The sequence below is a fragment of the Bradyrhizobium sp. B097 genome (assembly GCF_038957035.1).
In the GTDB taxonomy this organism is placed as follows: domain Bacteria; phylum Pseudomonadota; class Alphaproteobacteria; order Rhizobiales; family Xanthobacteraceae; genus Bradyrhizobium.
In genome coordinates, this window is record NZ_CP152412.1 from 7,058,266 (window position 1) to 7,079,481 (window position 21,216).

Here is a 21,216-nt window from a genome sequence, read left to right on the forward strand (position 1 = left end):
GATTAACTCAGCAGAGTTCTGGGACAGGCAGCCCCTCATCGTAAACCTGCTTGTCCTCCGAAAGCACCACATCATCCGACAAGATGCGTCCCGACTTCATACCGCACGCCCAATGTCACCCTCGAGACTGCCGTCATAGGACGGGCCTTTCTCGAAGCTTATCACTGTGGCTGAGGTTGACTAATATCTTTAGGTATTTTGGAAACGTCCAAAAAGTTATGATCTGGCAGACCGGTGCGGCAAACTGGACTTCGTCATTCGCAGCGAGGCGAGCTGTGGCAGGTTACGGCGCGACGCGCTGGTGATGATGACGAGGCTCACGACTAATCCGTCGCGCACGCGATCAACAGAGGTCGGATGCTAGCACAACGTAATTACGGGAAATATGCGTCGGCCGTTGGAGAGACTTCGAGAATGACTTTTTTGCCAAGCATAAGCATTATCCTAAGATTGCGCTCTCCACTTCACGCCCAACTCGAATGACGACTCACGGTGATCATCGTCATTCCAAGTCTGTGTAAGATCACATGTCGTAGCGAGCGCCTTCGCCTACTAGCGACTATCAGCAGGCCGTTAGAGACTTCGTGTTGACAGCGGGGTCAGCGAGAGCTTCTGCTTTGGGAGCAAGACGCTTACCAATCATGATCTCCGCGAACCGTATCTCCTTCGCGATCGTGCCGAGGCTACCGAAGCCGCATGCGCCGACCAGACGACCGTCCGGAGCAAGGTAGAAGAGAAGTTGCCCCTTTGCGCCCAGGTTCCTGACCACCGCGACATGTTCTTCACGACAGAGGCCCGCAATTTGGAGCGTTTCGTCGTATTGATCTGACCAAAACCATGGCACGTCAATGTATGGCTTGTTCGCGCCGAGCATGTTGACGGCAGCAGCTGCCCCCTGTCGCTGCGCGTTACGCCACGCCTCGAGCCTTAAGTTCATGCCGTAGAGGCGGTGCGGAAATGAACAACAATCACCGGCAGCGAAGATATCACTATCCGAGGTGACTAGCGTCTCATCTACGACGATACCGTCGTGGACATAGAGTCCCGCTGACTGCGCGAGCTCGACGTTCGGCACCGCACCTATCCCAACGAGTACCAGATCAGCGAGGTACGCGCGGCCATCCGCCAGCACGACCTCGGACCGTCCTTCTTTGGTATCAACGCGTACGACCATAGCATTGGTCTCAATGCGCACTCCCGATCGCTCATGCTTTTTCTTGACGAGCTCAGCCATAGCTTTCGGTACTGCTCGCATCAGTACTCGAGGACCGGCTTCGACCAGGGTGGCCGAGGCACCTCTCAGAACAGCGCTCGCAGCAGCTTCGAGCCCGATGAAGCCGGCACCGATGATTAGAACCTGACTCCCTCGTCGGATGGCTCGCCGTATTTCCAGCGCATCCGCGTACGTGCGTAGGGTTGCTACTTTGCTTCCGGCATCGACAGGAATATTCAACTGCCGAGGTCGGGCACCTGTGGTCAGCAACAGGCGCTGATAGTTCAACTGGGCGCCGTCCGAGAGAATGACCGCGCGTACCGAACGATCTATCGCTTGTACGGTGCGCCCTTCGCGGTAATCAATTCTTAGGTCTGCCAGACGCTCGGCGGTCACCAGCAACTTCGGTCCGGGGTTCGTCTCCTCGCTCAATATGGCCTTGGACAGCGGGGGCCGCTCATATGGCAGCATAGCTTCATTACCGATTAGGGAGATCCGTCCCTCCCAACCGTTCTCCCGCAGCGCGAGCGCAGCGGCCGTACCCGCCTCGCCCGCCCCGACAATCACTATTGCAGGTTTATTGCCCAAAGCTACCAGGTGAGTTTGAGTGGGGTTTGCGCTCGACCGTCGTCGCGCCGAATTGGTGGCGCTATCGGAACGGAGTCAACGATAGCTGCTCGCCTCGCTATCTCCTTGATGTTGCGAGTGAGGGCGACGTAACCTTCAAGTACCGGCATGTACATATGCGTCAAAGTGGCCATGATCACGGATGACAATCGTAGCGCACGGCTGAGTGACAAATCACAACAGCCTTGGTATCGCTGCTAAACTGCCGCCTCGCTTGTCTCATTTTAAACCTTGACGAAGACAGTGTTGGCGTCAATTTTTACTTCATAGCTGCGCAGATCGATGCATGCGGGTAGCGCACGCGCCTCGCCCGTTCGGTAATCGAACGTTCCTAGGTGTTTGGCGCATTCGATAATATGACCGTCAACAATGCCGTCGGCGAGGTGGACTTTCTCATGAGAGCAGAATCCATCAATCGCGAAATAATCTCCCTCTGGCGAGCGAACAATCAGAAACGTGCGCCCTTCATGGTCAAACCGCAGCGCCTCTTCGGGCTGCAATGCATCGGCGGCGCAGACCGCTGTCCAATCTACCGCAGTCAATTTGAATCCTCCTCTTTGTGGGCAGATCGCCCAGCCGGCTCAGCGCCCCCCTCCACCCACCCCGCGCGACTTGTGGCGTGGGGGAAGGGGCATCTAGAGTTTTTGCAGGTAGTTTTGAGCTAATGCTCAAGCCGCTGTTGCGCCACGCACATACTTTTTGGCTTTTATCCGCCTGTACATCGCCTCTTCGCCTTCAGGCGAACCGTCATGCTCTGTTCCGAACAGCCAGTCGAGTCCATGAAGCTCGCCACCATAGTTCACTTCGAAGTATTTGTGATGCAGATAGTGCATGTAAATGTCGTTATCGATGAACTTTCCATCACGCGTCCGAACCGCGTGGAAGCCTAGATGGCCAATCGCGGGGTGCAAGGCATACAGGGTGAGCAAAAACATCGGATGAATCGGGTTTGACGGCACGACAAGAACGAACAGCGCAAGGGAGAAATAGATAATGTGTTCGAAGGTGTGCATCGACAAGCCGGACCACGGTCCTGGGTTGAAGTTGTTATGATGCACCTTATGAATCAAATTATAGAGCGGCCCCATGTGGATCAGGCGATGGGTCAGATAAAAGTGTACGCCTCCATATGCCGGCAACAAGAGGAGCAAAGCCACGCAATAGATCGGATGTTGCGTGAAATCGACATGAGCAATGTAGCCGTTGGCGTACATCCACCAGATCACCGCTTCGTACGCCGTCCAGACTGGCACTCCACTGCACATCGTCCAGAACACGTTCTCGGCGGTTTGGCTTCGAAATAGAAAGCTTGAATTATTAGCCTCTGGCCACTTCTCGTTGTATTTAAAAGCAGTCCCTTGGCGGCGCCGAACGTAGAGCATGAAATGCAAGCCGCCATACATCAAGAACGCCAGCACTGCATTGCGCAGAAGAATGAGCGAAATCCAATCGACGCTGAAGTTTCGCATCGTTTCCAACGAGGGCGTCAAATACTCAATCGCAGCGAAGGTGAGCCCGACGAAGGCCAGGTTTTTGGGCCAGATGTACCCGGGAAATCCAAACACATACCGAAAAGCCTTGAGCGGCTGAATCGGCCAGACGAAGACGGGCGCCCGGTTAATCAGCTTCTTGGGTGCCCAGTAGCCCCTTCTGTTGCGGGTTCCATGTAGGGTTTCATCCATGTTCGTCTCCATCCTCGTTATCGCGGCGGGGTCCCATCTGGGGTCACCTTTCGCGCCCATTTGAACCAGATCATCAACCGGCTTAGAGCAGCCAAAGTTGTAGACACAGATAAGTATCTACAAGTTTGGGAATGTGTCAATACCAACCTGTAAACGCAAGCCGACGGTTCGGGACAGCGAACGGCGCCGACCGTTGGCGAACTGGCGCAACTCTCAGTACTTGCTGGACAAAATTGGTCGCGGTTACGTCGCGCGAAACAGTATTTGGCGGCCTATTGGTGAGCAGGCGCGTTTCGCGAAACGCCCACAGTTAGCAATGAGGCAATGCGAAAATCGGCTTGAGGTCGCCGAAGGCGGAAGCTATTCGTCCAACCTTATGCTCGTGGTGATGGCGAGATCCGTTCGTTTCTCGGTCTAAGCGGTTTACGAGATCGATTAGATTGAAGAAGTGCGTGATGCCACATCCGCCGTGCCGGTTGCGATGCCTCCGACGGTCGACGACGAAGGTACCCTCGCAGTGCGAGAGTGAGTTGCGCAACGGTGGAGCGTGTTTCTCAACGATTGGGCCCTGAGCGATACACTATGCCCCCCAAATCCGTCGTTCAGGCAGCTCTGCGCTGGTCACCAGCTCTCGGATATTCTGCATGCAGCCGCGCGAACTGGCTCGCGGACGATAGCGCAGCTCACAATCGAACATTCCTGTGGCCGATCGTCGGGCGAGAAAGGCGCGACCTATCGGAATGTTTCGAAAGCCCTCCTGAACTTTGAGAGAGCGGCCTAAGCTTGCGGGGAAAAGATGAGATCGACCTTACGGATTCGTTTTGACCGGCATATTATTCATTTGTGAGTCGCCGAATACAAACGAAAATCTAACCCGATCGATACGGTAATACATGGCAGTGACACAATACGGTTCGCCGTCCTGCAGATGGTCGGTGCCGGTGTTCACCACAAGCAACGTACCGGGCGTAACCCGCAGAATCCTGGCCTCATCTTGAGACGACGGCACGAACTCCATTTCGGTTTTGTACTCTGTAATTGGCAGCCTGGCGCAACGGCCAAACAAGATCCACGTCGGCGTGGTACCGATCTCGCTGAGGTCTAAATCGTCGACGATTGAGTCGGAGATATAGCGGCGATCGAAGGAAATGACCCTGTCATCGACACTCCGAAGCAGTGTGATGGCAGAGATTGCATCCGAGCGCGTACGCTGCAGCTTGTCCAAAACATGGTCTGGGACGCACGCGCGGCGCTCTACCGACAAGACCTCGGTCGTCATCTTCAATCCCTGCTGCATCAAATCGTCTTCGATCGGCACCATCGGTATCAGCGAGCGCAGCACCTTGGGAGGATTGACGATGGTACCCCGGCCACGCTGCCGGTCGACCAACCCGCTCCCCTCCAAAACCGCGAGCGCTCGCCGAATGGTCACTCGACTGACCTTGAAGCGCCGAGCGAGCTGGTCCTCGCTGGGCAACAACGAATTGGAAGCCAACTTTCCGATCTGAGCCTTCAACTGATCGGCGACGGCGGCGTATCGAGCTACTTGCTGGGGATCCTCCAAATAGTCCTCCCGGGACATTTCCCGACTTGTAAATACAAGTGGAGGAACTTCACGTGAAGATAATAAGAAGTCAACTCCAATATATGGACGTACAAATGTTGATTATTCAGATTGCATGTGAATTTCCTAGCTCCAGCACGCCCAACTGCTGGGGATGTGATCCCTCGATGCTGAGGGCTCATGAGCCGCCCGCAGGTTGGACCTGCTCGTAGTCTGCAGCTTTCGTTCATCGTTCTTGCGAGAAAACGATGAAGTCCGGCCATTGGCTCTGCGCCATTGACAGGCGGAAGCCTGACGTCAGAGCTTCGAACTGCGGCCAGTCTGACGCCGACTTTCTTTTGGCTGCGCCGTCGTCTCGGCGCAGCCAATCAGCGGCAGCAGCGCAGCAGCCATCAGTAGCCAAGTGTAGAGTCGCAGAGTCCGGACATATTTTGCTTATCGGGATAAGCCTTCAGATTGGACGCGAGGAGTGCCGCACTTGCATCGTATGCGTCCGTACGGTTCCCACCGAGGTGAGGTGTGATAAGCGTGTTCGGCGCGTCCCAGAACGGACTGTCTGATGGAAGTGGCTCCACGGGAAACACGTCGAGTGCGGCGCCACCGATTGTGCCATTACGCAAGGCCGCCAGGAGTGCTGCTTCGTCAATGACTCCCCCTCGTGCCACGTTGATCAAAACCGCGGTTCGCTTCATCGCTTTGAACTCTGCCGCTCCGAGCAGTGCACGGGTATCCCCCACGAGCGGGAGGGCAAGTGCCACGAAATCCGACTCGCTCAGCAGACGATGCAACTCCTCGGGGGGATACACTGCATCGACGGCCTCCACGGGCGTGGGATTTCGCTTGGTGCCAACAACCCGCATACCGAGATGTTTGGCGTGGCTAGCGATCATGGCTCCGATCTGGCCCAGCCCCACGACCCCCATGGTGCGCGATGAAATGAGCGGTTCCGGCGTGTAGTTTGCATGAGGCTCCCAATGATGCGTCCGCTGATGCTTCATTCTTTCCAGCAGGTTCCAATGAAAAGCGAGAGTGGCCATTAGAACCAAGCTGGCTGCTGACTCCGCCGCTAAGCCCTTCGCGGCGGTGACCAGAATCTGAGGGTTCAGTCGGCAATGGTTCTGGAAGGAGTCAATACCTACACCTGTACTCTGTATCCATTTGAGGGAAGTCATACGAGCAAGGATATCGTCAGGGCAGCTGAAAGCGAACAACACGTCAACCTCGGCGAGGTTTTCCTCGCTAAGCAAGTTTCCGGTCACGTCGTCGATATGCAATTCCTTATCGAGGGCTTGAACGAAGTCCCGGCACCTCTGGTGATGTATCAACACCCGAAGGCGCGACTTGCCGACTCGATGTACGTCGATGAGCCGGTAGCGATTGCCTTCACCCTTCTCAGCCATTGTTTTCTCCGATGAAATAGCCCACGTACGGAAGAGCGCATCTTCCCCACGGCATTCCCTGGGCTCAACCATACTTTGACCGGCATAACTGCCGATCGGCTAAATCTTCACATTCGTAGGAAAAGCGGTCGCTATCTGATGCTTGAAAACGCGAACGACGCAACTCCTCAAGCTAAAGAACCCGTTACCCTCTCCTGAAGGCGGCACTCATTTGCCAGCGTTGATGGACGCGACCTTACCGATCGAGCAATCATCGGGCAGCCCCCACTTGTTCATGAGCTGAGCATAAGTGCCGTCGGCTATCAGCTCGTCCAACGCCTTCTTTAGCGTCTCGGCGACTTCCCTGTTCTTTTCTAAGAAGGGAAACCCGTATGTGAACTTGGACAACGGCGTACCAAGCGCTTTGTATGCGTCGTCCCCGGCTTGGGCACCCTGCACCAATGCGCTGACGGCGGTAAAGGCAGCGTCCACCCGGCCCTGCTTTAACATCAATTTTTCCTCTCCCGTGCTAGCAACATCAACCTGAATTACAGCGGGCCTACCTGCCTTCGTGCAGTTTTCCTCGCTCCAATGGTCAACGGCTGTAGTCATCATTTTGCTGCCGCGCACATTCGCTACGCGCTTCCCACATAAGACGGCCGCGTCCACAAATTGATTCGCCTTGCCGCTGAGCGTGTAGAAGTACGCCGGGTCGTACATAAAATCGATGAAGTTCACACCGATTTCGCGCCTCTCGGGCGTGTCCCCCATGACTCCGGATTGGATGTCTACGCGACCAGTCTTGAGGGGAGCAAAGCTGGCTTGCTCTAGATAAGAGGCCTCAATCCAGTTGACCTTAAACCCGGCCTTCTTGGCCATCGCATTGAAAAGGTCATGATTGAAACCCGTTAGTTCGCCGGTTTGCGGATCCTTGAATTCCAACGGTGCATAGTTTCCCGTCCCGACATTAATCACCTTGCCAGACTCCTGCGCATCGGCTGCGGAGATCATAAGGCATGTACAAACTAATAGACCGGACGCGAGGTTACGTGCTGCTGTGAATACATCAGACATACTAATTCCCTGTCGTTTATGGAAATTGATCTATCGTCAATCCGATCAGCTCAGCACCGCCGAGATGAAATCTCGCGTACGCGCGTGCGTCGGGGTACCAAGAATTTGCTGGGGAGGTCCGCTTTCGACGACAAGCCCGTGATCCATAAACATAACTCGATTTGCCACTTCGCGCGCAAACCCAAGTTCGTGGGTCACAATAATCATTGTCATTCCGGACTTGGCGAGATCGCGCATGACAGCGAGCACCTCCCCTACCAGTTCGGGGTCAAGTGCAGAGGTCGGCTCATCGAAAAGCATGAGGGCCGGTTTCATCGCAAGCGCCCGCGCGATTGCGACGCGCTGCTGTTGTCCCCCGGACAGTTCAACCGGATAGGAGTTGAATTTGCTCGAAAGACCAACACGATGTAGCAGTTCGCGGGCGGCTTCTTCAGCCAGCTTACGCTTCATCTTTAGAACTTGGATCGGGCCTTCGACGACGTTTTGCAGGGCTGTCTTATGCGGGAAAAGATTAAACCGCTGAAACACCATTCCTGTTGCAAGTCTCTGACGTGCGATTTCCCGTTCTGTAAGCTCATGCAGCTTGTTGCCTTTGCGTCGATATCCGATCAACTCGCCGTCAATCCATATGGCGCCGCCATCTATAGTTTCAAGCTGGTTAAGACAGCGAAGAAAGGTACTTTTGCCAGACCCCGACGGTCCAATTAAGCACACGACCTCTCCGCGCGTAATCTCCAGATCGATTCCCTTGAGTGCGTCGAAGTTCCCAAATGACTTGCGCACATCTCTCGCTTTCAGGATCGAAGTCATTTCGCTGTCTCTCCCCTATTCATGCACAACATGCTTCACTCCTCGGGAGAAATGACGCTCTACCCTGCTTTGCAAAATTGACAGTATCGATATGACGACCACGTACCAAAAAGCCGCAACAAATAGCAGCTCAATAACTCTACTGTTTACGTAGTAGATGCTTTCTGAAGCATACATGACCTCAGAAAATTGAATTACGCTCGCGAGCGAGGTCCATTTGATCATCCCAATAAATTCATTGCCTAGCGGCGGTAGAATGACGCGCATCGCCTGGGGCAACACTATCCGACGCAATGCTTGAAGTCCGTGCATACCGATTGCACTGGCCGCTTCATACTGCCCGCTGTCGACAGATAGTAGTCCGGCACGCACGACTTCCGAAGTATAGGCCGCTTGTGCGATCCCGAGTCCGAGCAGCGCAGCGACAAAGGGCGTCATCACGTCAACCGTCCGCCATTCGAACAGCCCGGGGATGCCGATCGTTGGAAAGATCAGCGCCAAATTGAACAAGATGAGCAGTTGCAGCAACGAAGGGATGCCGCGAAAGAACCAAACGTAAGCAACGGCGGCCCAGTTCACGATCGGATTAGAGGAAAACCTCATGACCGCGACAGTCACCCCGATCGCGATCGCAAGTAGCATTGCTAGAACGGCCAAGAGAACTGTGTTGCCCAACCCGAGGAGGATAGTACGGGCCGTCAGATACTTGCCCGTGACCGACCAGTCGATCTGTCCATTCGCAAATGCCACGACGATCCAGGAAATCACTGCGATAACGATGGCCGCGCCGATGTACCGACCCACGTGCGATCGACGCACCCGCTTTAGCTGTAGCAGGTCTTCAATCTGACCATCCCTATCGATTGCCAATGGTCTGTCTCCCTTCGACGCACCTGCTCGAGTTTGCGGCAGGTTTCTTATGCTATGAAACCATGCGGGATAAACGCGGTGACCCCGTCCAGGAGTTGTAACATCCGCCTGGTGACCGGAAGCGGCCGAGATATCTCCATCATTCACCCGACTGCGGATAGGCTCATTCCACATATTCACGCTGAACTTCCTTGATGTGAGATCCTTGCAGACTTTGTTCGACGGTAGCCACCGCCCGCGCGATTCGAGCACGAACTGCTTGGCAAGCCGGCTATATTCGCAAAAGCCGCTCTGTGGCGCGTTTGGTCAGCAATTCGAAGCCCGTTTCCGTTACAACGACCATCTCTTCAGCAATAAGCGTGCTACCGCTCGGTGAGTTCAGGCTTGGCTCGATGCAGAAAACCATGCCCGGCTCGAGCACCCACTGCTCCTCCTCACAAAGTGACGGCGGTTCCACGATTTCGAGGCCAATCGAATGGCCAACGCGGCCCAATGTCGGAGTTGTACCAGTCAGCCTTTCAGTGGCTCGTCTAGCGACTGAGTATACCTCGTTGATGGTTGCACCGGGGCGCACCGCGTTGATTTCTTCACCCGTGATGTCCCACAGCCGCTTGTACGTATCCTCCAGCTCAGACGTTGGAGCGCCGACCGCAAAAATCCGCGCGAAGTCCGCCCAATAACCTGCCACACTGCAGGTTGAATCGATGTAGATCACACTGTTCTTTCGGATGGGGCGATCGGTATATCCGGCGCCAGGAGGTTGGGTGACATCGTTTACACTGCGGTAGCCGAAGGCTTCCGCCCCAAATGTTAGGACATCCAGTCCGACACGGGTAAACGCTGCACGCTCGCTCTCTGCAGCTCCCAGCCACTCTGGAACCTTGTCATACATACGGTCCGTAACACCGATCGCCGTCCTAATGTAATCGATTTCACCGACCGACTTGGTCGCCCGAGCTCGCCAAAGGAGACCGCTACCATCTACAAGCTTCAACTGAGGAAGAGCCTCCCGAATCGATTCAAACGCCATTGCAGAAAGCTGCGGTCGATGGTGGACGCCAAGCTCAGCAGCCACGCGGCCTCTATCCAGTCCCAAGGCCGTCAGCTCGTCGACAACGCCTTTGATGCCCGGCTTGATGTCGTGGCCGGTTCCACCGAAAACCTTGATTTCGCAACCGCCCGCCGTCGTCATAAGCGCGGTGTCAGCCTCACTCTTCGTCGAACAGAGAATAGTCGCAGCGCCTTCTTTCGTTATGATAAGAAAAATCGGACGCGTGCGGCTCAGCCACCGACCACTTGTATGCCCGGTGAAATAGCGATTATTTGCTTCTGAATTGAGCAAGAGTGCATCGATCCCCTGTGATAACATCAGGGCTGCAGCGCGCTGTCGGCGCTGCTTGTATTCTTCGGACGCGAATTCTGGCTTCAAGGCGGAAGCAATGTCTATTGCCGTGTGTTTCATTTGAAACTCCTCAACGTTATTGCGGCGCTGACGACGATTGACTGATGGTGTCTCCGGCTTCCGTGGCAAGCCACCTGGGCTGCTAGGACATCAAATTCAGCGTCGGTCAGGCATTCTCCTTCTCGAGTTTTGCCGGACAGCATGGCGTAATCATGCGGCCTGCCTTATAGCCGCAGAAACCGCTTAGCGTTTTGGTAGAGCCATAGGTCCTTGATCTCGTCCGGCATGCTCAATTCATCGACTTCTCGCACAGCCTGGCCAGGTGAGAGACGCGGGAATCCGGAGCCGAATATGATCCGATCCTTGAGTACTGTACGACCGTACTGCAACAGTGATTCATAGCCGGAATTCGCAACAGCCAGCAGTTTCGGTTTGACCATCACCAAGCCAATAAAAAGCGTTGGATGCTTCCACGCCACACCGAGCAGTTCCTCCACCCAGGGCCAACCGGGAGGTGCCGCACAGACCCGGAGATCAGGAAAATGCATTAGGACTTCATCCAGCAGAAACGGCTGTCCGTAAGCCATGGTCGCCTGCCTGGAAAAGTTGATGCCGCAGTGGATATTGACCGGTATGTCCAACTCTACGCACTTGGCGTAGAGAGGGTACATCAGTTTGTCGTTGATCGGGAGTTTATGCTCAAAGCACTGCAGATTGAGACCGCGCAGTCCTAATTCTTTGACCGCCCGTTCCAGCTCGCGAACAGCCTGCATACCTTTGTGCGGATCGACGCCAGCAAAACCGATATAGCGCGGACCATGGACCGCGCAGAATTCGGCAACGTCCTCATTTCGGATTTTGATGCCGAATGTCGTCTCTATGTCTCTAGCCTTGACCACCACGTGCTCAAAACCGAGCGTATCGTAGGTCGACAGGAATTGTTCGAGAGTTGACGCCTCTTCGGTCGGCGTACGGCCGTAGACCAGATCGTAATTCTGCAGATGGGTTGCGCTCGGGTTGCTCTGAGGCAGCGGCGGCTTGCTCGCATAATCGATTAGCCGACGGCGCGCGCCAAGGTGCTCTGTCATTTGTCCTCGACTCCAATGCTCATATCCGCGAGCGAGAATGCTTTGTTGCTATCACGCGGTTCGATCACAGCGCTTTTCATGCTTCACCACCTACTCGGGGAGCCGCGGACGCTACGGCGATCCGATCAAACACGATGGCGCCAGGAGCATCCGTCAGGAGTACGTGTTTGGCTATCTTTGACGATCCAGTTTTCGGCAGCGACAGTCTGCTCTCAAAGAACCTAGGCACCTTGAAGGGTGCTAGGTTGCGATGACAATGCTCAATCAGGCTGGCGACTTGGAATTCCGTCCCCGCACCAACCCGCCAAACCACGATTGCCTTGATTTCTTCGCCGCGGATCTCGTCCTTGACAGGGATGACTGCGACTTCTGCGATATCCGGGTGGGACGCTAGCACCGCCTCCACCTCACGCGCCGCGATATTCTCACCGCTTCGACGTATCGTGTCCTTGATACGACCCACAATATAAAAGTAGCCGCGCTCATCCATACGGAAGAGATCGCCGGTTCGAAACCAGTCGCCGTGAAAGGCCTCATTCGTCGCATCTGGCCGGTTGTAGTATCCGAGCATAATACCGGGGCCACGAACTAGCAGTTCTCCGACTGTCCCCAGCGGCGCCGTCGCACCACTTTCGTCCGCAACGCGGCACTCCCGAAACGGGCAGGGAATCCCGCACGATCCAGAACCGACCATATCGATCGCTTCGATAGGCATGTAAAGCGTTGGGCCTACTTCGGTCATACCGAACGCCTCACGCGCACAGATATCGAAACGTTCCTCGAGCCGGGCGTGCAACGCTGGCGGGACCCCATAGACGTTCGCCCGGACCACGGCATTCTCGCTGTCGCGCGCGTCGGCCGGCTGCTTCAGGGTCAGATACGGCAGAAGGCAGAATTCAATTTCGTAAGTTCGTACCCACTCCATAAACCGCGACGCACTCTGCCGTTCGGCTACGTACAGCGTAGCCTTCTGATAAAGCGCCATTAGAAGCAGCCATTGCGGGTCCATGTAATAGAACGGCGTAGAAGCCAAGATTCGTCGATAGCCGCGACCATCACGAAAGGCATTTACCTTTCCTGAGCTAAGCCAAAAGCGCTGTGACAACATGCAGCCCTTCGGAAAGCCAGTCGTGCCTGACGTATACTGGATGTTGAGCAAGGTATCGTGATGCACATCGGGCGTCGGCAGCAAGGCGCCGGGATCGGCCTGCATCAAAGAGCCAAGGGCAACGTGGCCTGCTGGCGCACTTCCCGCGACAATCATCCTTTCTGCGGGCATGGAGACCGCTCCACGCGCGATGGCCCGCTGGATCGTCGGCAGCAGTAGCGAGGTTGTGACGACAAACGAGGCGCTGCTATCGTTAAGGACGTATTCTATCTCACGCTCGCTATACCCGGTATTCAGCGGCACCATTACCGCGCCAAGAATACCTAGTGCCAACCAGGTCAACGGCATCGCCGCGATATTGGGCAGCATCACCGCAACATGCGTACCCTTCCTTATACCGAGCTGCACAAATCCGGCAGCCAACGCGCGTGTTTGGGTCTCAAGCTCATCATAACGTAGCTTTTCTCCGCTATCGATGAAGTGCCAAACGAGCGAATCTCCGCCTTCTCGCGACGCTTCGCGGATTAGGGCTTCGAAGTTTATTGGGAGGGGTTCGGCCTCAATAAGCGCGCGGCGCTCATGTGCGGGAGGGACCGTCGCCAAAGCAATACGATCTCTGTTCATGGCAAACGCCCGCGATAGCACCGCTGCCCGTTCGCATGATGTTGCAGCACGCCCCTTGCAATCAGCCGCGCCCGCGTCCGTTTGGACATTCCTTCCCCGCAATCTTTGTGAAACTAGGTGTTTCGACCTAATTACTTGCGGCTGACCCTGTCCAATACTCTTATTTAACCGAGAACCTTCCAAAACGTTATGGGACATCCCACGCGCCATGGAACGGCTAGAGGAGGCTCGAGGGGGGCCTATTGCGCGCTTTGTGCCGCAAGCATCAGGCAGAATGACGCATGGCCGTGGCTCGACGCCTTAGCTACTGTTGCAACCTTCGAAAAAGTTATAGACTGTACTTTGCGCTCCGAGTTCGCGAGGGTCGTCTATGATCAATGTTCGTCACCTTGCCGTCTTCCGCGCGGTGGTGAAGACAGGCAGCGTTTCGGCAGCCGCTCGTCTGCTCGCCGTGAGTCAACCTGCTGTTACGAAAACACTACAACAGATCGAGTGGGAAATCGGCGTGCCCTTGTTTCGACGTATGAAAGGGCGCCTTCAGCCGACACCTGAGAGCGCGTTGCTTATCCCGAAGGTTAGCCAGGTTTTCAGCGCGATCGAAGATCTCGAGCGGCTCGCGGCGGAGATCTCCGGCGGCAATGTGGGCCATGTATCCGTAGCCACCGTCTCCACGCTTGGTGCTTCGATCGTCGCTTCCGCAATACAGAAATATCGCAAGCGACGGCCGCAAGCCGTTATCAACGTACGAGCGCTTGCGACGCGCGAAGTGGTTGAAGATGTTGCGAACAATCAAGTCGATATTGGGGTTGCGGACGGCGCCACAATGGAGGGAACGTTAGAAACGGAGCCTCTTTGCAGAGCGTTCATTGGCGCTGTGATTTCAAAACGTCACCGGCTTGCAAAGAAGAGCGTAATTCAAATGGAGGATCTGGCGGGAGAAAAGATCATCGCCTTTTCCGAACACACGATCACTGGCATGGAGTTGAGGCATCGCCTGGATAAATTGAAACCGCCCACCAAAGTCGATATCTCTGTAAATCAATCGGTCATCGCATGCACTTTAATCAACAGCGGACTCGGAGTTGGCCTAATTGATCCATTCACCGCCTTGTCCGGCATTTTTCCGAATCTCAAAGTCACAAAACTGGAGCCAGAGATTGAAAATCAGCCGCGCCTGATTTTCCCTCCTAATCGGCCTGCATCGATTGCAGCTTCCGAGTTCATCCAAATCGTGCGCGAAACTTTCGGTGAGTATGTCAGCCAGAGTCCATTACTGCGATCGCTTTAACGCGCCACGAAAGAATTGTGTTTCGTCGAACCAGATATGACTTCTCTGATTAGCTCGTCGTAGCTTAGCTCGTCGTAACGGCCTTGATCCGCTTCGGAATTCACCATGATAAGTGCATGCGCCACAACTGGAACGCTGTCTCAGTCGAATAAAAGACAGAGAGTTGTGGCTGAGCAAGGAATTGGCTCGTATTCCGGCGAACCGCCCTTCAATGTGCTCCGAGGCCCCCGATGTGGAACGCCTTGACTTCAAGGTATTCGTCGATACCAAACTTTGATCCTTCGCGGCCAATTCCAGATTGTTTGATACCTCCAAATGGTGCCACTTCAAGCGACACCGAGCCGGTGTTGAGGCCGACCATGCCGAACTGAAGTTGTTCGGCAATGCGCCAAGAGCAGTTAAGGTCGGATGTGTAAAAGTACGCTGCCAGTCCGTACGGAGTCGCATTGGCGATCTCAATTGCCTCTTTTTCGTCCTTAAACCGGAATAGCGGAGCAAGCGGGCCGAAGGTCTCTTCGTTCGCCAATTGCATGTTCACCGTTGCACTTGAAAGTATCGTAGGCTCGACAAACTGATCGGTTGTTCCGGTCTTGCCACCTAGCATAATGCGCGCGCCGTTTGAAAGCGCATCGTCGATATGACGACGAACTTTGTCAACCGCGGCCCGGTTGATCAGCGGACCGATAGTGACGCCCTCTCGCAATCCGTTACCAACAACGAGTTTCGACGCCTGAGCTAACAGTCGGTCGGCGAACTTGTCGTAGATCCCGTCCTGCACAAGCACCCGGTTCGCGCATACGCACGTTTGACCACCATTGCGGAATTTGCTGGCCATCAATCCGGATACAGCGAGATCAACATCAGCGTCATCAAATACAATGAACGGTGCGTTACCACCTAGTTCGAAGCTCACTCGTTTAATGGTACTGGCCGATTGCTGCATCAGCAGTTGGCCAACGCGCGTGGATCCGGTGAACGAAAGCTTACGTACAGATGAATTCGAGGTGAGCTCGGCGCCGATCGCTTGCGGCATGCCAGTCAAGACCGAGAAGACACCCTTTGGAAACCCGGCCCGCTCTGCGAGCACCGCCAATGCGACGGCCGAGAACGGAGTAAGTTCAGATGGCTTCGCAATCAGCGGACAGCCGGCCGCCAGCGCTGGACCCGCTTTGCGGGTGATCATCGCGTTCGGAAAATTCCACGGCGTTATCGCGGCCGAGACTCCCACCGGTTCCTTCAGGACCAAGATGCGGCGGTCCGCTGTGGGCGACGGTATGGTTTCGCCATAAACGCGACGCGACTCCTCCGCAAACCATTTGATAAAGCTAGCACCATAGCGGATTTCGCCTGCCGCTTCAGAAAGCGGCTTGCCTTGCTCAAGCGTCATGATCAAGGAAAGGTCGTCGATGTTTTCGATCATCAAGCGATACCACTCTTCCAGCAGGCGCCCTCGCTCGCCGCTCGGAAGACTGCGCCAAGCCGGCCATGCCTCCTCGGCTGCCTTAATGGCCCGTTTGGCCTCCTCCGCTCCGAGCGCCGGCACCCTTCCAATCTCGGCGCCGGTCGCCGGATCTGTAACGTTGACCACAGCGCCATTGTCGGCATCAACCCATATACCGGCGACGAACGCCTGCTGACGGAACAGATCCTTATCCTTCAAACGCGCGATCATCGACAATGTCCATCTCCCAACATGAGGTTTCATCTTCGCACGCCGGTGCCGCAACCTCTGCTGCTGAAGGCTGCTAGCGACGTGGAAAAAATCGATTCATGCTCTTCCTGCGAAATGTCCTGCTGTCTCCGATGGATCCGACGATTCTAGATGCGGGAGACGCCGACTGGAGGTTGGCAATTCTTGGCCACCTCGCCGACTCTGCGGTGCGGGCGGGTAGCCGATCGACGACAATCTCTCCGGGATGGATCGATGAGCAGGGGCTGCTGTTTGTCGCTCTCTTGACGATAGACCCTGCGGTTTAACCATGATCTTCGGTAACTTGATCGAGGCGTCGAGGATAAAATCCAACAAGACCAATTCCAAACCGAAGCCGCCGCATCAACAAGGACCCACGTTATGTCACCCGCTCACGCTGCCGCCGAGCTCGCCGCATCCCGCACTGCAAACATCCCGCGTGGTGTGCTCACCGCCCATCCGATCATCGTTGCCCGCGCGCACGGCGAGTTGGTCTGGGATGTGGAGGGCAAAGAGTATCTCGACTTTGTTGCAGGTATCGGGGTACTCAACGTCGGACACAACCATCCGCGGGTGGTGGCTGCCGTGGAGAAACAGCTCAAAGAGCTTACTCACATGGCATTCCAGGTCGCTAGCTACCGACCATACCTTCATCTCGCTGAGAAGCTAAACCGCATGGTCGGTAAGGGCGAACCACACAAGAGCATCTTCCTGACCTCCGGAGCCGAGGCAGTGGAGAACGCCATCAAGATTGCTCGCGCTTATACAAACCGTTCGGCTATCATCGCGTTCAGAGGCGGTTTTCATGGTCGTACGATGCTTGGTGTCAGCCTCACAGGCATGAGTCAACCTTACAAGCAGAACTTTGGGCCGTTCGCCTCCGAGATCTTTCACACGCCATTCCCGGACATCTACCGCGGCATGACGACTGACCTCGCACTTGCCGCCCTCGACGAGGTGTTCGCAACGGACATCGCGCCCGAGCGTGTCGCCGCGATCATCGTCGAACCGGTGCAGGGCGATGGGGGCTTCCTGCCGGCTCCGCCTGAGTTTCTCAAGGCGTTGCGAGAAATCACAAAGCGGCACGGCATCGTGCTTATCTCTGACGAAATCCAAACCGGCTTCGGCCGGACCGGGAAGCTTTTTGCATTCGAACATGCCGGGATTCAGCCCGATCTCGTTACCGTAGCCAAGAGCCTTGCCGGTGGGTTTCCGTTGTCCGGCGTTATTGGGCGAGCGGAGATCATGGACGCCCCCCTACCCGGCGGCTTAGGCGGGACCTACGGCGGCAACGCTATCGCGTGCGCGGCGGCGCTCGCCGTGCTAGACGCCTTTGAGCAGGATGGCTTGCTCGCGCGCGCGGAGTATCTTGGCAAGAAGCTCGAATCGGGTCTGCGTGAGCTGGCTCGAAGGCACTCAATCATCGGAAATGTGCGCGGACTCGGCTTCATGCAGGCAATGGAATTGGTCACAGATAACAAGACTAAGACGCCGGATCCGGATCGCGCACAGCGCCTGATCGACCAGGCTCGTCAGCGCGGGCTCCTGGTGATCAAGTGCGGCATCCACCGCAACGTAATTCGGTTCCTCGCGCCTCTTGTCACATCAGATGAGAATCTGGACAAAGCGATCGCTATCTTGGATGCGGCCCTGTCCAGCGAAAGCGCGAAGGTGGTCGCCTAGCTCTATCCCAGAGGGCCGGCCGGCTGGTGGCTCGGCAGTTTCCCCGGCAGATGGTGCATTTCACCGCGTCGATTTTGGTTATGGCCCAAGAACCACGAGCTGGGATCTTTCAGAAGGTTGTCCATCTGGTCTGACCGAAGAAGCTGAGGTTGCGAAGCTTCAGTGTTCGACGGAAAGACCAGATGAACATTCGGGGGCATGACGGGCCAAAGGGTGCGGAGCATAGCCGAGGCCGGCTTGCCGAAGGCCGTAGCCGCCTCGAATTCAATGTCACGGCGAAAACGTCGCCGAATGGTTCGAACGCTTCCGCGCAGAACGCGCCGATAGTTTGCGGGATCGTTCCTCACGGCCTCATTCATTGCCAAGCCAAACCCCGGCAACCACGTGCACCGCTGTCGCAATATTCCGCCTGCAGCGCCACACCGGCAAACAAACCGCGTTCGAAGCTGGGGTCCTGCGCCGGCTCGGTCTGAACAGGTTGGTTGCTCGGGAGCCGGCCGAGCCGAGCCGGCGCTATGAGCGCCGGCATTCTGTTGAACTAGTTCACATCGACATCAAAAAGCTCGGCAAGTTCAATCGGATCGGCTATCGGATCACCGGCGATCGACATGGGTCGAGCAATCTGCGCTCTCACCGCCAAGGAGCCGGTTGAGAATTCGTACACGTCTGCATCGACGATGCGTCGCAGACCTTCAGCCAGCTGATGAAGAACAAGCGAAAGGGCTGTGCCCTCCCCCAAGGCGGCCGTAGCCTACTACGTGACCTCGCGTGTGAAGTTAGAACGCGTCATGACCGACAATGGCGCGTGCCACAAACTCTTCGCTTTCCTAAGGGCGTGTAAGCGCTTCGGCCTCCGCACATCCCGACCAAGCTATATGCGTGCCCAAAACCAATCGCAAGGCCGAGCGTTCATTCAAGCCAGCCTGCAAGAGTGGACCTGGGCCCAAGCCAACAACACCACCTCAACGGAACGAGCAGCGGAGCTGCCAAGATGGCTTTACCGCTAATCGTCCCCATGGCTGTATCGGCTCCAAGCCACCGATCCGCAGGCTCGGATTAACCGGGGTTGAGGCTCCGCACACTAGCCGGGAAAATGACGCGCAGCACATGCCGCTCTATGGACTCGTGAATTAATCTGGCCAATGCTGGCGAGCCGCGTTCACTATCCCACCGGCAGCACGGAGACAGGTGATTGAACGGCTCACTAAGGCTCGACCGGATTGACTTGAGCATCCTCGTCCAGTTGCAGAAGGATGGCAGGATGACTAATGCCAATCTGGCCGAGGTCGTCGGCCTGTCCGCAAGCCCTTGCCTTCAACGAGTCAGGCGCTTGGAATCGGCCGGGTACATCACAGGTTACGGCGCGCAGATCAACTTGGCGAAAATCACCGAGAGCATAACGGTCTTCACCGAAGTCACCTTGATCGACCATCGCAGGGAAGATTTCGTAAAGTTTGAGGCCAACATGCGTAATGTCGACGAACTGCTGGAGTGCCACCTAATCAGCGGCGGCTACGACTATTTGCTGCGATTCGTGTGCCGGAACATCAACCACTATCAGGATCGGATGGAAAACCTGCTTGCGCGCAACGTTGGGATTAAGAAGTACTTCAGCTATATCGTGCTGAAATCCCCTATTGTGAAGAATGCATTTCCGCTCAGGACACTGCTCGATCTTTCGCAGTAACGGAAGTCAAGAGCTGTAGTGTTGTCTCCGCGTAAACTCGGCTGCTAGCTTCTTCAGGCTTGAGATATCCGCCTGACGAACGGGCATGCGAAACATCATGGATGAGCTAGCTGTGAAACTGCGCCTAGTTTTGGGCTCACTGGTATGACTCTGGCCGTGATGACGTCCATCGCGGCCAGATCCGCAATTAATGCCATTATTCCAACATCTCAGCGACGGCCTTACCGCACGCGGTGGTATCGGCGTTACCACCGAGGTCGCGGGTGCGCAGCGTGCGTTCGCCGAGCGTGCTCTCGATCGCGCCGACGATGGCGTCCGCCGCCTGCTTCTCGCCGAGATGCTCCAGCATCATCGCGCCCGACCAGATCATGCCAATCGGGTTGGCGATGCCCTGCCCCGCAATATCAGGCGCCGAGCCGTGCACCGGCTCGAACACCGAGGGAAAATCGCCCTCCGGATTGATGTTGCCCGACGGCGCGATGCCGATCGTGCCGGTGCAGGCCGGGCCGAGGTCGGAGAGAATGTCCCCGAACAAATTGGAGCCGACCACGACGTCGAACCTGTCTGGATGCAGCACGAAGTTCGCGGTGAGGATATCGATGTGGTACTTGTCCCACTTCACGCCCGGATACTTCCTGGCCATCGCCTCCACGCGCTCGTCCCAATAGGGCATCGTGATGGAGATGCCGTTCGACTTGGTCGCCGAGGTCAGATGCTTCTTCGGCCTCGACTGCGCCAGCTCAAAGGCGAATTTCAGGATGCGGTCGACGCCGGTGCGCGTCATCACTGTCTGCTGCGTGACGAATTCGCGGTCGGTGTCCGGGAACATGCGGCCGCCAACGGAGCAGTATTCGCCTTCAGTGTTCTCGCGCACCACCCAGAAATCGATGTCGCCCGGCTTGCGGTTCGCCAGCGGCGACGGCACGCCGGGCATCAGCCGCACCGGGCGCAGGTTGACGTACTGATCGAACTCGCGGCGGAACTTGATCAGCGAGCCCCACAGCGAAATGTGGTCCGGGATCTTGGCCGGCCAGCCCACCGCGCCGAAATAGATCGCGTCATGATTGCCAATCTTATCCTTCCAGTCGGCCGGCATCATCTCGCCGTGCTTCTCGTAATAGTCGTAGGAGGCGAAATCGAAATGGTCGAACTTCACGTCGACACCGTGCTTCTTCGCCGCCGCCTCGATGACGCGCAGGCCCTCCGGCATCACTTCCTTGCCGATCCCGTCGCCAGGGACGACTGCGATCCGGTGTCGTTTTCTGCTATTCATTGAATTGTCCTTGATGCTTGGGTTGACGCACGATTTGCTTGAACGACATGCCGTTCTTCGACAGGGCCGGCTCTTTGGTCTCCTCGGGGCGCGGATAACCGGCACACCGGAGGCCCTCGGCTGCCGCTTGCAGCTAGGGATCGTTCTGGTCGTG

General features: G+C 56.2%; 17 protein-coding genes. 3 read left to right on the plus strand and 14 right to left on the minus strand.

Going from position 1 to position 21,216, the window contains the following annotated elements; translation table 11 throughout:
• Positions 1 to 562: 562 nt before the first annotated feature.
• The 11 genes from AAFG07_RS32475 to AAFG07_RS32525 all read right to left on the minus strand — a co-directional run bounded on the left by AAFG07_RS32475 (position 563) and on the right by AAFG07_RS32525 (position 13,441).
• Positions 563 to 1,780, minus strand: a complete 1,218-nt coding sequence (locus AAFG07_RS32475; protein ID WP_342729306.1) for an FAD-dependent oxidoreductase — start codon at positions 1,778 to 1,780, stop codon at positions 563 to 565.
• Between the two features lie 284 nt (positions 1,781 to 2,064).
• Positions 2,065 to 2,382 (minus strand): non-heme iron oxygenase ferredoxin subunit, encoded by a 318-nt coding sequence (locus AAFG07_RS32480; RefSeq protein ID WP_342723791.1) that lies wholly within the window; start codon positions 2,380 to 2,382, stop codon positions 2,065 to 2,067.
• 126 nt (positions 2,383 to 2,508) lie between these two features.
• The gene (locus AAFG07_RS32485) at positions 2,509 to 3,522 is read right to left on the minus strand and encodes a sterol desaturase family protein (protein WP_342723792.1); all 1,014 of its coding nucleotides are present in this window, start codon (positions 3,520 to 3,522) and stop codon (positions 2,509 to 2,511) included.
• An 808-nt stretch (positions 3,523 to 4,330) separates the two neighbouring features.
• Positions 4,331 to 5,086, minus strand: a complete 756-nt coding sequence (locus AAFG07_RS32490) for a GntR family transcriptional regulator (protein WP_342723793.1) — start codon at positions 5,084 to 5,086, stop codon at positions 4,331 to 4,333.
• Positions 5,087 to 5,478: 392 nt separating this feature from the next.
• A complete protein-coding gene (locus AAFG07_RS32495; protein WP_342723794.1) occupies positions 5,479 to 6,486 on the minus strand; it encodes a D-2-hydroxyacid dehydrogenase in 1,008 nt (335 codons plus the stop codon).
• A 207-nt stretch (positions 6,487 to 6,693) separates the two neighbouring features.
• A complete protein-coding gene (locus AAFG07_RS32500; protein WP_342723795.1) occupies positions 6,694 to 7,539 on the minus strand; it encodes a transporter substrate-binding domain-containing protein in 846 nt (281 codons plus the stop codon).
• Positions 7,540 to 7,584: 45 nt separating this feature from the next.
• Positions 7,585 to 8,349: an amino acid ABC transporter ATP-binding protein gene (locus tag AAFG07_RS32505; RefSeq protein WP_342723796.1), complete on the minus strand. Its 765-nt coding sequence runs from the start codon at positions 8,347 to 8,349 to the stop codon at positions 7,585 to 7,587.
• Positions 8,350 to 8,364: 15 nt separating this feature from the next.
• Positions 8,365 to 9,195, minus strand: coding sequence for an amino acid ABC transporter permease (locus AAFG07_RS32510; protein ID WP_342729307.1), 831 nt, complete (start codon positions 9,193 to 9,195; stop codon positions 8,365 to 8,367).
• Positions 9,196 to 9,490: 295 nt separating this feature from the next.
• Positions 9,491 to 10,681, minus strand: a complete 1,191-nt coding sequence (locus AAFG07_RS32515) for a Xaa-Pro peptidase family protein (protein WP_342723797.1) — start codon at positions 10,679 to 10,681, stop codon at positions 9,491 to 9,493.
• Between the two features lie 164 nt (positions 10,682 to 10,845).
• Positions 10,846 to 11,709: an amidohydrolase family protein gene (locus tag AAFG07_RS32520; RefSeq protein WP_342723798.1), complete on the minus strand. Its 864-nt coding sequence runs from the start codon at positions 11,707 to 11,709 to the stop codon at positions 10,846 to 10,848.
• Between the two features lie 76 nt (positions 11,710 to 11,785).
• Positions 11,786 to 13,441 (minus strand): AMP-binding protein, encoded by a 1,656-nt coding sequence (locus AAFG07_RS32525; protein WP_342723799.1) that lies wholly within the window; start codon positions 13,439 to 13,441, stop codon positions 11,786 to 11,788.
• Positions 13,442 to 13,811: 370 nt separating this feature from the next.
• On the opposite strand from AAFG07_RS32525, the gene AAFG07_RS32530 reads away from it, so the two are divergent.
• On the plus strand, positions 13,812 to 14,729 hold the full coding sequence (locus tag AAFG07_RS32530; RefSeq protein ID WP_342723800.1) for a LysR family transcriptional regulator: 918 nt from the start codon (positions 13,812 to 13,814) through the stop codon (positions 14,727 to 14,729).
• A gap of 208 nt (positions 14,730 to 14,937) precedes the next feature.
• Here AAFG07_RS32530 and AAFG07_RS32535 read toward each other — a convergent pair whose 3' ends face one another.
• Positions 14,938 to 16,401, minus strand: coding sequence for an NAD-dependent succinate-semialdehyde dehydrogenase (locus tag AAFG07_RS32535; protein ID WP_342729308.1), 1,464 nt, complete (start codon positions 16,399 to 16,401; stop codon positions 14,938 to 14,940).
• Between the two features lie 399 nt (positions 16,402 to 16,800).
• Between AAFG07_RS32535 and gabT the strand changes: the two genes are divergently transcribed.
• A complete protein-coding gene (gene gabT / locus AAFG07_RS32540; protein WP_342723801.1) occupies positions 16,801 to 18,102 on the plus strand; it encodes a 4-aminobutyrate--2-oxoglutarate transaminase in 1,302 nt (433 codons plus the stop codon).
• 538 nt (positions 18,103 to 18,640) lie between these two features.
• On the opposite strand, the gene AAFG07_RS32545 is transcribed toward gabT, so the two are convergent.
• A complete protein-coding gene (locus AAFG07_RS32545; protein ID WP_342723802.1) occupies positions 18,641 to 18,841 on the minus strand; it encodes a hypothetical protein in 201 nt (66 codons plus the stop codon).
• A gap of 453 nt (positions 18,842 to 19,294) precedes the next feature.
• On the opposite strand from AAFG07_RS32545, the gene AAFG07_RS32550 reads away from it, so the two are divergent.
• Positions 19,295 to 19,789, plus strand: coding sequence for an Lrp/AsnC family transcriptional regulator (locus AAFG07_RS32550; protein ID WP_342723803.1), 495 nt, complete (start codon positions 19,295 to 19,297; stop codon positions 19,787 to 19,789).
• Positions 19,790 to 19,985: 196 nt separating this feature from the next.
• On the opposite strand, the gene AAFG07_RS32555 is transcribed toward AAFG07_RS32550, so the two are convergent.
• Entirely contained in the window at positions 19,986 to 21,062 is a 1,077-nt protein-coding gene (locus tag AAFG07_RS32555) for a tartrate dehydrogenase (RefSeq protein ID WP_342723804.1), read from the minus strand.
• Positions 21,063 to 21,216 lie beyond the last annotated feature (154 nt).

Excerpts from the sequence above, each read along its gene's own strand:
- AAFG07_RS32530 (WP_342723800.1), top strand. The coding sequence starts at position 13,812 with ATGATCAATGTTCGTCACCTTGCCGTCTTCCGCGCGGTGGTGAAGACA.
- AAFG07_RS32500 (WP_342723795.1), bottom strand. The coding sequence starts at position 7,539 with ATGTCTGATGTATTCACAGCAGCACGTAACCTCGCGTCCGGTCTATTA.
- AAFG07_RS32505 (WP_342723796.1), bottom strand. The coding sequence starts at position 8,349 with ATGACTTCGATCCTGAAAGCGAGAGATGTGCGCAAGTCATTTGGGAAC.
- AAFG07_RS32485 (WP_342723792.1), bottom strand. The coding sequence starts at position 3,522 with ATGGATGAAACCCTACATGGAACCCGCAACAGAAGGGGCTACTGGGCA.
- AAFG07_RS32555 (WP_342723804.1), bottom strand. The coding sequence starts at position 21,062 with ATGAATAGCAGAAAACGACACCGGATCGCAGTCGTCCCTGGCGACGGG.
- AAFG07_RS32515 (WP_342723797.1), bottom strand. The coding sequence starts at position 10,681 with ATGAAACACACGGCAATAGACATTGCTTCCGCCTTGAAGCCAGAATTC.
- AAFG07_RS32525 (WP_342723799.1), bottom strand. The coding sequence starts at position 13,441 with ATGAACAGAGATCGTATTGCTTTGGCGACGGTCCCTCCCGCACATGAG.
- gabT (WP_342723801.1), top strand. The coding sequence starts at position 16,801 with ATGTCACCCGCTCACGCTGCCGCCGAGCTCGCCGCATCCCGCACTGCA.
- AAFG07_RS32495 (WP_342723794.1), bottom strand. The coding sequence starts at position 6,486 with ATGGCTGAGAAGGGTGAAGGCAATCGCTACCGGCTCATCGACGTACAT.
- AAFG07_RS32535 (WP_342729308.1), bottom strand. The coding sequence starts at position 16,401 with ATGATCGCGCGTTTGAAGGATAAGGATCTGTTCCGTCAGCAGGCGTTC.
- AAFG07_RS32520 (WP_342723798.1), bottom strand. The coding sequence starts at position 11,709 with ATGACAGAGCACCTTGGCGCGCGCCGTCGGCTAATCGATTATGCGAGC.